The organism is bacterium (genome assembly GCA_040753555.1).
Lineage (GTDB): Bacteria > UBA9089 > UBA9088 > UBA9088 > UBA9088 > JBFLYE01.
The window spans coordinates 1-12466 of record JBFMDZ010000058.1 but is presented as its reverse complement, the minus strand read 5'-3'; the positions used below and the strand labels follow the sequence as shown (position 1 = coordinate 12466).

Genomic DNA, 12466 nt, shown 5'->3' with positions numbered 1-12466 from the left:
AAGCCTGCCCGGATTAGCCGTAAGGTCATTAAACAGTTCTGCCTCCAGCAGGTCTATATACAAAGCATCAGTAAAGGTTGATTTAACCCATGTTGTTTTACCTGTGCCCCGTGGGCCAAATAAAAAGAAGCTTTTATCTTTGGGTGGCTTTAGTAATCTGAAATACATACTTCCATTTTACATATATTTTTGGAATTGTCAAGGAAAATTTTTAAAGAAAATTAGAAAAAATCACACATTAAATTTAAATTCAATGATATCACCATCAGATTTATGAATCACACCCGGTGCCTCAACAAAAGCCTCCAGTACCTGCTTCCTGCGAAATTTACGCACTGTAACAACAAGCCCATTATGTTCAAATGATTCCGCACCTTTTACATTTCCTTTTCTGACATAGCGGCACCACTGGGCAAGGGTATTTAACATAGGTTGATCTTGTGATTTTAGATGAGATATCTCTATCCCTGTCACCTGTGCCACTTTATCAAGAGAAACTCCGCCAGCCATTACCCAGCCATTGCTGTAAGGATGAATATAGGTGGGCAGCCTGTCGTATTCATCAAGAATTTCGCCAACGAGCTCCTCCAGGATGTCTTCTAGCGTTACCATACCCAATATTACTCCCTGGCCATCTTTTACAAGAGCAATATGCAGGCTATCGCGTATCATCTCTTCCATAACGCTGGAGATCTTTGCATTTGCATCAAAGGATTTCATAGGCCGAACAATTGCCCGAAGGTCCGGATTATTTGGATTTGCGTGTAAGGTATAAATAATATCTTTAAAATTCACATACCCTATTATTGACTGAGGGTTATTATCCTCATCACAGACAGGAAATCGTGTATGCATATCAAAATGCGCCCGCACCAATGCCTCTGCTAATGACAGCTTAAGAGGAATGACGGATATTTCGCTTGCAGGAATAATAATATTTTTAACCGGACGCGTTGAAAGCTCTGCCGCAGAATGCACAATCTTTTCTTCGCAGATACCTATTAGCCGGGATGCCCTTGCCATAGATGCAGCGGTTTTTAACTCATGGATGTTAAAAAGATCATAACCCTCCTCAGTGCCAATCTTCTCAGCCCCCTTTGCCGTAATTGATTTCACGGTCTTCTCAAGGAAAGAAACTATGGGTGAGAAGACAATATAAAGCGATCGCATAGCTGGCGATAACTTCAAGCAAACCCATTCTCTTCTTTTTAAAGCAAAGGTTTTTGGTACAAGCTCGCCAAAGATAATCGTAATGATGGTTAAGGGAATAATAAACAGGGTGAGTGCTAAAATATCTGCCAATATCTGCCCTGTATTAAAATGCTCATCAAGATAAGGCGATATAGCCTCATTACTGCCTGCACCGCCAACTGCCGCAGCAATTGCACCCACCAGAGTAATTCCGATTTGTATGACCGCAAGGCTTCCTTCAATTTTATCTTTCATAAACAAGGCATCTTGGGCTCCATACTTATTTTCCTGGGTTAGCGAGCGCAATTTTATCCGCGAAACAGACGCCAAAGCCATTTCGTAGCTGGCAAAAATCGCATTTATCACAAGCATAAGTAAAATTACAATAAGCGAATATGCAAAAATCATTTTTTACCTCATAACATAAAAATCATACATTAAACTTAAACTCAACAATATCACCATCACATACTATGTAATCCTTTCCCTCTAACATAATAAGACCTTTTTCCTTTAGATGAGCTAGAGAGCCTTGATTTTCAAGAAAATCTTTGTAAGAAACAACCGATGCCCTGATAAACCCCCTTTCTATGTCTGAATGAATCTTGCCTGCTGCTTTTAAAGCATTTGTTCCATTTTTAATGGGCCATAGCCTTACCTCATCCTTTCCAATAGTAAAAAAGGAGATTAAACCAAGGGTTGTATAGATTGTTTTTATTAAAATGGGTATGCCTAATTCTTTAATCCCTAGTTCATTGAGAAATAAGGGTCTTTCATTTTCTTCTAATTCAGATATTTCCATTTCAAACTTGGCGTTAAGAATAACACATTGTTCATTATTTATTCTCGCATACTCCTTTAATTCCTTATCTTTTCCTTCTTCATCTATATTACCTACAATAACAATGGGTTTTTCGCTTAAGAATTGATAGGAGGAAAGATGCCTTTTTTCATCGTCTGTTAACCCAATTCTTCTAATAGGAATTTCCTTAGAAAGGCTATCTTTACACCTTTCAATAAGAACCCTTTCTCTTTCCTCTTCTTGTGTCATCTTTCTTCCCTTAGGAGCTAAACTTGTTATCCTTTTCTCTGCTATTAAAAGGTCTGAAAGGATAAATTCTTGTAATATTGTCTTTATCTCTCTTATTGGTTCTATTGGTTCTTCAAAGCATCTTATAACAATAGCTATTGCATCTATGTTAGCGGAATCAAGAATTTTTGTTCCACTTTTAATGGGATGGGTATCTATAAATTCAATCTCAGAGGAAACCTTTTTTTTCTCGGGATATAGACTATGAAGACAATCAATCCTTTCGTCTAAAATTTTGACCACGCCGATATTCCTTCCCTTTGCCTTTAAGGATGTCAGGGCATTAAACAGGGTTGTTTTACCAGATGAGGAAAGACCAACAATGGCGACTTTCATATTGACAAAAAATTCTTTCTATTTCTACAATATAAAATATGTGCGGCCGTAATTTAGTGGTAGAATGCAAGCTTCCCAAGCTTGACGTCGTGGGTTCGAGTCCCATCGGCCGCTTTAATTTCGTACTTCGTATATCGTACTTCGTATCTCGTAAAAATACTATGTACAAAGGACGAAGTACGAAGGACTATGTACAATGTACTATTTATTAATGCCGAAGAAGGGAGTTGAACCCTTATGGAAGAAAATTCCGCTGGATTTTGAGTCCAGTGCGTCTGCCTATTCCGCCACTTCGGCTTTTTTATATTATAAAAGGGAGGTAAGGTAAATGGCAACAATTTATTATGAAGCCGATGCAGACTTAAGTCTGCTTAAAGGGAAAAAAGTAGCCATAATTGGCTATGGTGCCCAGGGTCATGCTCAGGCTAAAAACCTCAGGGATTCTGGAATAGAGGTTATTATAGGCAACAGGGAAGGGAAAAGTTTTGAGCAAGCAAAGGCTGATGGATTTTCTCCTGTATCGCCAGGTAAGGCGGCAGATAGCGCAGATTATATCCAGCTTTTGGTTCCTGACCAAATCGCACCAAAGGTCTATAAGGAGGATATTGAGGAAAATTTAAAGCCAGGAAAGATACTTGGATTTTCCCATGGATTCAACATCCATTTTGGTCAAATCATCCCTCCAAAGGATGTAGATGTTGTTATGATTGCTCCAAAGGGGCCTGGTGCATTTGTTAGAAAGGTATTTGAGGATGGAGGGGGTGTTCCCTGCCTTGTCGCTGTTTTCCAAAATGCATCAGGAAAAGCAAAGGATTATGCTCTGTCTTATGGAAAGGCAATAGGTGGAACAAAGGCTGGAATTATTGAGACAACATTTATGGAGGAAACAGAGACAGACCTATTTGGCGAGCAGGTTGTTTTGTGTGGTGGCGTTTCTGAGCTTATAAGGGCATCATTTGACATCCTGGTTTCAGCAGGCTATCAGCCAGAGGTTGCATACTTTGAGTGCTGTCATGAGCTAAAGCTCCTTGTTGACCTTATCCATACAAAGGGCATATCTGGAATGAGGGAGGCAATCTCTGATACAGCAAAGTATGGCGATGTAACAAGGGGAAGGGTGGTCATCAATGAGGATGTAAGGAGAACAATGACAAAGATTCTTGCCCAAATCCAGATAGGCTCTTTTGCAAAGGAGTGGATCCTTGAAAATCAAGCAGGAAGGCCTGTTTTTAATGCCCTACTTGCTGCTGATAAAAACCATCTCATAGAAAGGGTGGGAGAAAGATTAAGAAAAATGATGCCCTGGATTTCAGGAAAAACAGAATAAAAGTCTAAAGAGTCCCGGAGCTTAAAGGTAAAAGGTTGTAATTCATACACTCTCTGACCCTTTAGACTCTCTGGCTTTTAGGACTCTTTCTCTTTCTTTTCCTTTATTGCGTTTAAGGTATAGAGGAAATTTCTAAGAATTCCAGAAAGGGTATAAACAAGGTTTGTAATTGGAGCCTGGATTTGTGATATAAGTTGAGAAATAAGAACTTCCTTTGTTGGAAGGGCTGCAATTTGCTCTATATCAATTTTTTCTATCCTTTTTTTGTCAAGAAATCCATATTTTATAGACGGTTTTTTCTCCTTTTTTATAAAACCAAGCAGGGTTTTGCAAGAAATAGGGGCATCATTTGAAAAGAGAAATCCCGTTGACCCAGTAAGCCTATGAGATATAGAAATGCCTTTTTCAGAAGATGCCCTCATAAATAGCCTATTCTTTATCACAAGGTATATTGCACCTATCTTTGAAAACTCCCTCCTTAATCTTGTTATCTCCTCAACAGAGAGGCCAGATATATCTGTTAAGATAATGGTATTATTCTTTTCTATTCTTTCTTTGATTTTATCCGTTATCTCTTGTTTTAAAATATGCCCTTTTTTCATCTTTTCTTCCATATTCAATTTGCAATTTTTATTTACTCTCCTAATGCCTTCTTCATAAGCTTTGCATCTATCTTTATCCCTGGCCCCATCGTTGATGCTATAGATATGGTTTTAATATATTGCCCCTTAGCTGCTGATGGCTTTGCCTTTATAATACTTTCCATAAACGCAGAAAGATTTTGCAATAGCTTTTCCTTTTCAAAAGAGGCCTTTCCAATTAGCGAATGAACAATTCCATATTCATCACACCTATACTCAACCCTACCCTTCTTAATCTCTTGAATTGCTTTTCCTACCTCAAATGTTACTGTCCCTGATTTTGGGTTTGGCATAAGACCACGGGGACCTAAAATCTTTCCCAAGCCTCCAACAGATTTCATCATATCGGGCGTTGAAATACAAACATCAAAATCAAGAAACCCCTTTCTTATTTTCTCAACAAGGTCTTCATCGCCAACAATATCAGCTCCATTTTGGGATGCCTCAGATGCCTTTTCTCCCTTTGCAAACACAGCAATTCTTTTTGTCTTTCCCGTCCCCTGAGGCAAAACAATTGTTCCCCTAACCTGCTGGTCTGCGTGTTTAGGGTTAACGCCAAGCCTTATATGAAGCTCTACGCTCTCATCAAACTTGCATTTTGCCATTTTTTTCAAGATTTCAATCCCCTCTTCTGGTGAATAGGTTTTATCCTTCTCAAAGCCTAAATCTTCCTTTTTATCCATAAAAATAAAATTTTACCATTATCCAATTTGCTTTTGCAAGTAATTTTTGTTTTTATGTATTTATTACTCACCCTCAACTCTGTTTTTGCCCTTTTTCTTGGCTGAATACATCTGGCCTTTACTTCTACAAGCTAAAGGCAGGGGACTTCTCTGCCATTAAATCCCTTGTGGTAAGATAAGCCTTTAGTTTAACTTGCCTTTTTGATTAACCACGATATATAATGGGGTTGTGAAGAAGAAAAAATCTAGGCAGGGGTTTATCCAGGAGAAAGAGGAAAAAAAAGGGCTTATTAAGATTGTTGCCTTTAGAATATACGAGGCCTTAATAAAAAAGGAGCTTTTTCAAAACTGGCCATTTTATATTATCGTTTTTCTTGCCATACCCACTCTTTTTTTTCTAATGAAAGCAGAGCTTTCCTATCCAGATGGCCTGGGATACTTTATTTATACAAGGTCTTTGTTGCTAGACCATAACCTTTCATTTTTAAATGAATTAAAAAGTCTCTCGATAAACCCCGAAGCAAACAAATACTTCCATTATACCCAAAATGGCTATATCAGCAGCCCATTTGCCATAGGAACCCCTATTCTTTGGATTCCATTTTTTCTTTTTGCCCATATCCTAATCCTGTTTTGTAATTTTTTTAAAACAGGCTATATCATTCCAACCGACGGCAATTCATACCTTTATCTTTTTTCTGTCTCTTTAGGTAGCTGTATTTATGGAATCTTAAGCCTATTTCTATCATTAAAGCTCTGTTTAAGGCTATTTTTAATCAAAGATTCATTCCTTTCCCTTCTTGCCATTTGGCTTTCTTCCCCATTTGTCTTCTGCTTTTATTATATGCCAAATTATTCCCATCTAGCTGATAGCTTTGCAATTTCTTTATTTCTCTTAATGTGGGTTTCTTCAAAAGACAAAAATGGTCTTGTCTGGTGGTTTATCTATGGCATTTCCTTTGGCTTGCTTGTTTTAGTTAGATGGCAAAACCTCTTATTGGGAATCCTTCTTCTTATTCCACTAAGGATTCATAAGCTCTTTATCCAACATATTCTATTTGGTATTGGTTCATTCGTTGTTTTTCTTCCCCAGCTAATTGCCTGGAAGATAATCTATGGAAAATTCTTTCTTATCCCCCAGGGAGAGGGATTTATGAGATGGACAAATCCAGAAATCCTTAAATTTCTCTTTTCCTCCTGGCATGGATTATATTCCTGGACACCCATCCTTTTCTTTTCCACCATCGGTCTCTTTTTGCTTTATAAAATTGATAAAAGGCTCTTTATAGGCTTTCTTTTAATCATTCTTATTCAGCTCTATGTAAATAGCTGTGTGGCTGATTGGTGGGCAGGAATCTCATTTGGTGCAAGAAGGCTAACCGGTCTTACCCCTATTTTTATCTTAGGGCTTGCTTGTTTTCTTTGTTTCTTAAGAAAAGGAATTATTAGATATTTCCTTGTCTCTATTTGCTTCTTCTGGTCATTTACGCTAATCCTTTCTATGCTTTCCTCCCCTGACTATCTTGGGGAATACCATTCCTATTCCGAGCTTATAAAAATTCAACTACACTCCCTTTTAAACCTGAAAGAATCAGCCTTAAAACTTCTTGATTTTTCTCCTTTAGAGAAGATTAAAGAATTCAAAGCCTATAATCTTTCTTCTACAATTAAAACAATCTATTGTATCTTTGGATGCCTTTTCTTTTTGTTTTTAAAGATTGCCTATATAAAAATTTTTCGACAAAAACGGGGTATTTCAGAAGTCTAATTCTGCTGCTCTTTAACATTTTATTTTAGCAATTGAGCGATTTTGCTGATAAAATGGTTGAATTGAAGATTGTGGAGAATATTTCGTATAGGACGGTGGGGCGTGCATTAAAAAAACGAATTTCCATTTTCCGCTTTTTATTAAAACAAGAGGCCAAAGAAGATTATTAAAAATATAAGACCTATTGGAATGCCAATTTTTGCCCATTCCTTCATCCCTATTTCAAGCCTCTCTGCTGATATAATATTTGGAATATTCCCTGGAATAAGCATCCCTCCACTTACAACGAGGCTTAACAAAGATGCCTTAATCTGAAATAGGCTCATATGTGGCCCTATCTCACAGGCTGTTAGGGTTGCATTATCAAGGATACTTGAGCTTATATTGAGAAAATAGAGAATAAAGGGAGAAAGCCCAGCTACATAAAGATTGATAAAAGGGCTAAATCCCTCTCCTAAGCAAAGTAAGCCAATGATAAAGATATAAACCTTTCCTGCCCTTATAAATACCTTTCTTATCTCCTTTTTCTCCTCTTCTTTCTTTTCAATTTCTAACCCTGTCTTTCCCCTTTTATAGATAAATATTCCAAGTATTCCCAAAAGAATAATCCCTCCTAAAATATAGGTAGAAAGGAGATTAAATAGAAAGAAAAACCCTGCATTGTAGGGAGCTCCCTTTAGTTTAGATACAAGAATGGTAGAAAGTGGCTCGCCAATAGGTGTTAATGCTGCTCCAAAGCCAATAGAAAAACAGGAAATGACACAAAAGGCAATTTTTTCATTTCTTTTTATAGAGAGGTCATAGATTACTTCAACCAAGATCAAAGATGCAATAATTGCCGTGATAATTGATGAGATAGCCCCAAGAAAAACAATGAGAATAAATGGAAAGAGAATGCCTCCTCTTCTTTCTAATGCAAAAACAAAATTTTTTATTATACTTTGAAAATGATGAAATAATAAGCCTGATATAAGGCAGGCAAGGCTAATTATCATCGGCTCTTTTAAGCAATGGATGGCAAATTGGATATTAAGGCTTTCTTTTCCAAAGATTAAAAGATTAAAAATAGAAAAGAAGCCCATTATAAGAAAGAAAGCCTCAAGGTTCTTTTCTACCCTTTTATTTAAGAATGGAAGAAAAAGAACCAAGAAGAAGATTATGGCTAAAAGGATAAGATACATTAAAACTCAAAACTAAAAACGAAAAACTTAAAACTTTGGTTATATTTTATGTACATGTTTAGCTAATATTTAAAGAAAGCAATGAAAGAAAGTGTGGAAGCTCGGAAGTAAAAAAGCTTTTAGTTAGCCCTTCCGTTCTTCCGTTCTTCCGCTCTATATAGGGAGAAATGAATTTTAAACCAGCTAAACACATACTATTTTATTAAATCTTTACCACAATTTTGTTTTGACTTTTGCATTTTGAATTTATTTCACAATGTCCTTATTAAAAATAAAGGCTTCCTGTAGGCTAATATGTCCAGCTAATGTTTCTTGCTCCCTTCCATCAATAAGGATTTTAACCGGATATTGTGGAAGGTTAAATGTCAGGGTATTTACAATAGAAAATATGGTAGCAATTTCAGCAGATGAACCATCTGGATGATTTTTTGAAACTTCTCCCGATAAATCAACATAAAGCACACCATCATAGATATAAACCTCCCTTAATTTTGTGCCTTCTGGAATTGCTGAATGGAGGCTTTCTTGTGAAGGTCCCTTAAATAGCTCATCTATAATGAGCCTTGCTATAGTTTCTTCCTTTTCCCTTTTTTCAATCTCTCTTTGTTCTGGGATTAAACATTGCTCTTCACTATCGGGAAAAAATAGCTCTACCTTTATCTTATTAGATGGAGGAATAAATATCCCCTTCTCTATTTTTTTTGGAAAGAAAATAACAATAAACCCTGCGATGAGTAAAATTAGAAAGATTAGGGTTATCCATTTTTTCATCTTTCAACAAGCTTTTTTTCATATTGCTCCTTATAATTTGTGATTGCATCACATATTATGTTAACAAGGGCTTTTTTGAAACCTTCATCCTTCATCCTTGCCTCCTCAGATGCATTTGAAAGAAAGCCTGTTTCAATAAGAATAGCTGGCATCTTTGCATCACGCAAAACATAAAAAAATGCAGACTTAACACCCCTATTTTTCATAGAAAGCCCTGAACATGCCTTGTTTTGAACAAGAAGACCAAGTTCTATGCTTTCATTGATAAACTCAGTTTGGGCAATGTCTTTAAGTATGATGTTTGTTAAGCTAGATTTTTTTTCCTTAAACCTTTCTACAACCATATTCTCTGTTTCTGCCAATTCTTCTGAATATTTATCAGAGGCAATAGCGGATAAATGATAAACCTCAAATCCAGAGGCAGCTCTTGAGAATGCAGCATTTGCATGAATTGAAACAAAAAGGTCTGCCTTCTTAAAATTTGCTAATCCTGTTCTTTCAGCAAGGGGGACATAATAATCAGCATCCCTTGTTAAGATTATCTCTGTATCAGGAAGGTTCTTTTTAAGCTCCTTAGCAAGCCTTAATGCTATATCAAGAACAACATCTTTTTCTTTGACTCCACTTTTTCCAATTGCACCAGGGTCTTTTCCTCCATGGCCTGGGTCTAGGACAATCTTCTTTATTCCGTATTTTTGAAGAATGGATTTATCCTCTGGCTTTTTTTCTAAAATAGGGGTTGTTAATTCAGGGGTTATAGGTTGGGGTTTGGGATTCTCATCTTCCTTGCTTAAAGCAGGATTAGGGATATAAAGCATTGTTCCTGGTATAACAAACCTTGGGTCAATGATTTTATTAAGGGAGAGAAGGGAGGAAAGCTCTACGCCATAATTTTGGGAAACCCTCCATAGGGTTTCTCCATCCTTTAGAATATGCCAAAAACCATTATTTGTATTAGCAAGGCTTAATTTTTTTGCAATTACTATCTGGTTCTTATCAAAATCCAATTTCATATTAAACCTTTCAGCAAATGCCTTTAATAGCTCAACAGGAACATAAATCTTGGAAGATATAAGTTTTGGGCAAGATGAAAGGGTAATTTCTTTTTTATCAAGAATAGCCCTATCTTTGTTAGCCCATAAAAAGCATTTTATCCCATCCTTTTTTAAGGATGCCTCTTGAATAACAGGGTTAAAATCAAATGCTGCCTTAAAGGCAGAAGAAGCCTCTTTTAAAGAGATAAGCTCCTCTTCTTGAAGGTATGGAGCATAGACATAAAGATTAGCATCGGAATTGTAAATGAGAATCTTCTCAAAACATATGCCAAAAGAAGAGCAGAAGAGCAGAAGAGCAGAAGAGCAGAAGAGCAGAAGGGAGCGCGGAGGAAGAAGGAGGAAGGAAAAACCTTTCCTTCTGACTTCTGACTTCTGACTTCTGACTTTCTTTTTCATCTTTCTACCATAGAAAGAAAAATATCTGTCATTTCTGGGTCAAACTGAATTCCTTTTTTGCTTTTTATCTCAGCAATTGCCTCTTCCATTGTTTTTGATTGGCGATATGGTCGCTCAGCTGTCATTGCCTCCCAAGCATTTGCTAATGCAATTATCCTTGCACCTATTGGTATCTCATCACCTTTTAATCCATCTGGATAGCCTGTTCCATCATAGTTTTCATGGTGGGATCTGACAATGCTTGCTACATCAAATGGAAATTCTGCCTTTTCTACAATCTTTTCTCCAATGATTACATGTGCCCTCATTGCCTTTAATTCATCCTCATTAAGAGGACCTCCTTTCTTCCATATCTTATCAGGTATGCCAATTCTTCCTACTCCATGAAGGAGGGAGCCATATTTTATAGCCTCAATCTGAATCTTTGGAAGACCTATTTTGGATGCTAATGCTACAGCATACCTTGCCATATTCCAGGAATGACCACGAAGGTGTGGATCAATAGCCTCAACAACAGAAACTAAAGATTGAACTGTAGAAAAAAGCACACCTTCATAGATGCTTTTGGAAAGCCTAAATATTTCAAGGCAGAGATTTATTTCTCCTTGTATTTGTGAAAATATAGAGAGGTCATTTTCAGAAAATTTAGCATTTAAGCTGATAAGACCAAATATACCTTTTAAACCCATTTTATCATACAAAGGTGCAATCATAGCTTGACTTATACCCTGTATTTCAGGTAATTCATTTCTTGATAAAATAAGGGGTTTTTCTTCAGAAATAGCATAGCCAATACCTCCCTTTCCTATTTCTATTTTATTTGGAATCTCAATTGTTCCGTAGGATACTGTTTTTATAAATCCCTCCTTATCTTTTGAAAGATAGATAAAACCAGAATCTGCATTTAAAAAAGAGGTAGATGCCTCTATTATCTTAAAAAGGGCGATTTCATAATCATCCTCTTGTAGGCAAATTTTTGAAATATCATTAAGAAGCTTCTCTTTATTCATTTTCAAAGAGTAGTCTTGTCTGAAGCCGATTTATTTTCTTTCTTCTTCTTTCTTCTGAGTCAGTAATATCTTTTGTCCCTGTAAGAAGGTATTTGATTGTTTCTATCAAATCCAATGGATTAAATGGCTTTGTAATATAATCATCGGCTCCATCCATAATCCCTTCTAGTTCATCCCTTGTTGTTGTCTTTGCTGTAAGCATAATTATAGGTGTTTTGGAAAGTGTGGCATCTTTTTTTATCCTTCTACAAACCTCATTTCCATCAATCTTTGGAAGAATAAGGTCAAGGATAATAAGGGTAGGTTTATATTCCTCTGCCTTTAAAAGCCCAGACTCTCCATCGCCTGCATAAATTATTTCATATCCCTCAAGCTCAAGAATAGACTTGAGGATATGAATCATATCCTCGTCATCTTCTATAATTAGAATTTTATTCATATTTAGTATTATATCAAAGATTATATATCTTTGCAAGAAAAATTTGACTGATTGGCAATTTGTGAGGTAAAATCTTGGTGTGCTTAAGGATTCATTTGGAAGAATAATTGATTACTTAAGGGTTTCCATTACAGACCATTGTAATTTAAGGTGTATTTATTGCAAGCCATTTTTGAAAAAAGAGCATAGGGAAATGTTAAGGCTTGAGGAGATAATAGAAATAATTAAGACAGGGTATTTTCTTGGGATTAGAAAGGCAAGGATAACAGGTGGTGAGCCTTTAATAAGAAGGGGATTAAAGGATTTTTTTTATAATATTTCAAAGATAGATAATATGGAATTTTCTTTAACAACAAATGGAATTTTTCTTTCTGATTATCTTTCCCTTATCAAAGATTGTGGTATTTCAAGGATAAATATAAGCCTTTCTTCCCTTGTAAGAGAGAAATACAAAGAGATTACGGGTTTTGATGAGCTAGATAGGGTTATTAAGGGGATAGAAATGGCAAAGAAAAATGGGTTTTTTATAAAGGTAAATATGGTTTGTATGAAGGGTATAAATAATAGTGAGATTATGG

The 12466-nt window shown here is 36.3% G+C and carries 13 protein-coding genes and 2 tRNA genes; 4 read left to right on the top strand and 11 right to left on the bottom strand.

The genetic code is table 11. The features are described from left to right. From AB1630_06380 to AB1630_06370, 3 genes are all read right to left on the bottom strand, one after another. Window positions 1-168: ATP-binding protein (locus AB1630_06380; GenBank protein ID MEW6103425.1), on the bottom strand; the 168-nt coding region annotated here is incomplete at its 3' end. 63 nt (window positions 169-231) lie between these two features. After that, window positions 232-1599, bottom strand: a complete 1368-nt coding sequence (locus AB1630_06375; GenBank protein MEW6103424.1) for a hemolysin family protein — start codon at window positions 1597-1599, stop codon at window positions 232-234. 22 nt (window positions 1600-1621) lie between these two features. Next, complete coding sequence (locus AB1630_06370) at window positions 1622-2617, bottom strand: DUF933 domain-containing protein (GenBank protein ID MEW6103423.1); 996 nt, start codon at window positions 2615-2617, stop codon at window positions 1622-1624. Window positions 2618-2659: 42 nt separating this feature from the next. On the opposite strand from AB1630_06370, the gene AB1630_06365 reads away from it, so the two are divergent. Then, a tRNA-Gly gene (locus AB1630_06365) sits at window positions 2660-2731 on the top strand. Between the two features lie 98 nt (window positions 2732-2829). On the opposite strand, the gene AB1630_06360 is transcribed toward AB1630_06365, so the two are convergent. Then, window positions 2830-2914, bottom strand: a tRNA-Leu gene (locus AB1630_06360). Window positions 2915-2945: 31 nt separating this feature from the next. Here AB1630_06360 and ilvC point away from each other — a divergent pair. Next, window positions 2946-3944: a ketol-acid reductoisomerase gene (ilvC, locus tag AB1630_06355; protein ID MEW6103422.1), complete on the top strand. Its 999-nt coding sequence runs from the start codon at window positions 2946-2948 to the stop codon at window positions 3942-3944. A 77-nt stretch (window positions 3945-4021) separates the two neighbouring features. On the opposite strand, the gene rplJ is transcribed toward ilvC, so the two are convergent. Continuing rightward, the gene (gene rplJ, locus AB1630_06350; GenBank protein MEW6103421.1) at window positions 4022-4546 is read right to left on the bottom strand and encodes a 50S ribosomal protein L10; all 525 of its coding nucleotides are present in this window, start codon (window positions 4544-4546) and stop codon (window positions 4022-4024) included. Between the two features lie 32 nt (window positions 4547-4578). Continuing rightward, on the bottom strand, window positions 4579-5268 hold the full coding sequence (gene rplA, locus AB1630_06345; protein ID MEW6103420.1) for a 50S ribosomal protein L1: 690 nt from the start codon (window positions 5266-5268) through the stop codon (window positions 4579-4581). A 229-nt stretch (window positions 5269-5497) separates the two neighbouring features. On the opposite strand from rplA, the gene AB1630_06340 reads away from it, so the two are divergent. After that, window positions 5498-7036 (top strand): hypothetical protein, encoded by a 1539-nt coding sequence (locus AB1630_06340; protein MEW6103419.1) that lies wholly within the window; start codon window positions 5498-5500, stop codon window positions 7034-7036. Between the two features lie 140 nt (window positions 7037-7176). On the opposite strand, the gene AB1630_06335 is transcribed toward AB1630_06340, so the two are convergent. From AB1630_06335 to AB1630_06315, 5 genes are all read right to left on the bottom strand, one after another. Further along, window positions 7177-8217: a DUF1646 family protein gene (locus tag AB1630_06335; protein ID MEW6103418.1), complete on the bottom strand. Its 1041-nt coding sequence runs from the start codon at window positions 8215-8217 to the stop codon at window positions 7177-7179. A gap of 246 nt (window positions 8218-8463) precedes the next feature. Then, window positions 8464-8988 (bottom strand): GerMN domain-containing protein, encoded by a 525-nt coding sequence (locus AB1630_06330; protein ID MEW6103417.1) that lies wholly within the window; start codon window positions 8986-8988, stop codon window positions 8464-8466. After that, window positions 8985-10439, bottom strand: coding sequence for an N-acetylmuramoyl-L-alanine amidase (locus AB1630_06325; protein ID MEW6103416.1), 1455 nt, complete (start codon window positions 10437-10439; stop codon window positions 8985-8987). The genes AB1630_06330 and AB1630_06325 overlap by 4 nt, the downstream gene beginning before the upstream one ends. Continuing rightward, complete coding sequence (locus AB1630_06320) at window positions 10436-11449, bottom strand: HD-GYP domain-containing protein (protein MEW6103415.1); 1014 nt, start codon at window positions 11447-11449, stop codon at window positions 10436-10438. The genes AB1630_06325 and AB1630_06320 overlap by 4 nt, the downstream gene beginning before the upstream one ends. Next, entirely contained in the window at window positions 11442-11888 is a 447-nt protein-coding gene (locus AB1630_06315; protein ID MEW6103414.1) for a response regulator, read from the bottom strand. Before AB1630_06315 ends, AB1630_06320 begins: the two co-directional genes overlap by 8 nt. Before the next feature lie 79 nt (window positions 11889-11967). On the opposite strand from AB1630_06315, the gene AB1630_06310 reads away from it, so the two are divergent. Then, a partial coding sequence (locus AB1630_06310) for a radical SAM protein (GenBank protein ID MEW6103413.1) occupies window positions 11968-12466 on the top strand: 499 nt, incomplete at its 3' end.

Excerpts from the sequence above, each read along its gene's own strand:
- AB1630_06375 (MEW6103424.1), bottom strand. The coding sequence starts at position 1,599 with ATGATTTTTGCATATTCGCTTATTGTAATTTTACTTATGCTTGTGATA.
- AB1630_06370 (MEW6103423.1), bottom strand. The coding sequence starts at position 2,617 with ATGAAAGTCGCCATTGTTGGTCTTTCCTCATCTGGTAAAACAACCCTG.
- ilvC (MEW6103422.1), top strand. The coding sequence starts at position 2,946 with ATGGCAACAATTTATTATGAAGCCGATGCAGACTTAAGTCTGCTTAAA.
- rplJ (MEW6103421.1), bottom strand. The coding sequence starts at position 4,546 with ATGAAAAAAGGGCATATTTTAAAACAAGAGATAACGGATAAAATCAAA.
- rplA (MEW6103420.1), bottom strand. The coding sequence starts at position 5,268 with ATGGATAAAAAGGAAGATTTAGGCTTTGAGAAGGATAAAACCTATTCA.
- AB1630_06335 (MEW6103418.1), bottom strand. The coding sequence starts at position 8,217 with ATGTATCTTATCCTTTTAGCCATAATCTTCTTCTTGGTTCTTTTTCTT.
- AB1630_06330 (MEW6103417.1), bottom strand. The coding sequence starts at position 8,988 with ATGAAAAAATGGATAACCCTAATCTTTCTAATTTTACTCATCGCAGGG.
- AB1630_06325 (MEW6103416.1), bottom strand. The coding sequence starts at position 10,439 with ATGAAAAAGAAAGTCAGAAGTCAGAAGTCAGAAGTCAGAAGGAAAGGT.
- AB1630_06320 (MEW6103415.1), bottom strand. The coding sequence starts at position 11,449 with ATGAATAAAGAGAAGCTTCTTAATGATATTTCAAAAATTTGCCTACAA.
- AB1630_06315 (MEW6103414.1), bottom strand. The coding sequence starts at position 11,888 with ATGAATAAAATTCTAATTATAGAAGATGACGAGGATATGATTCATATC.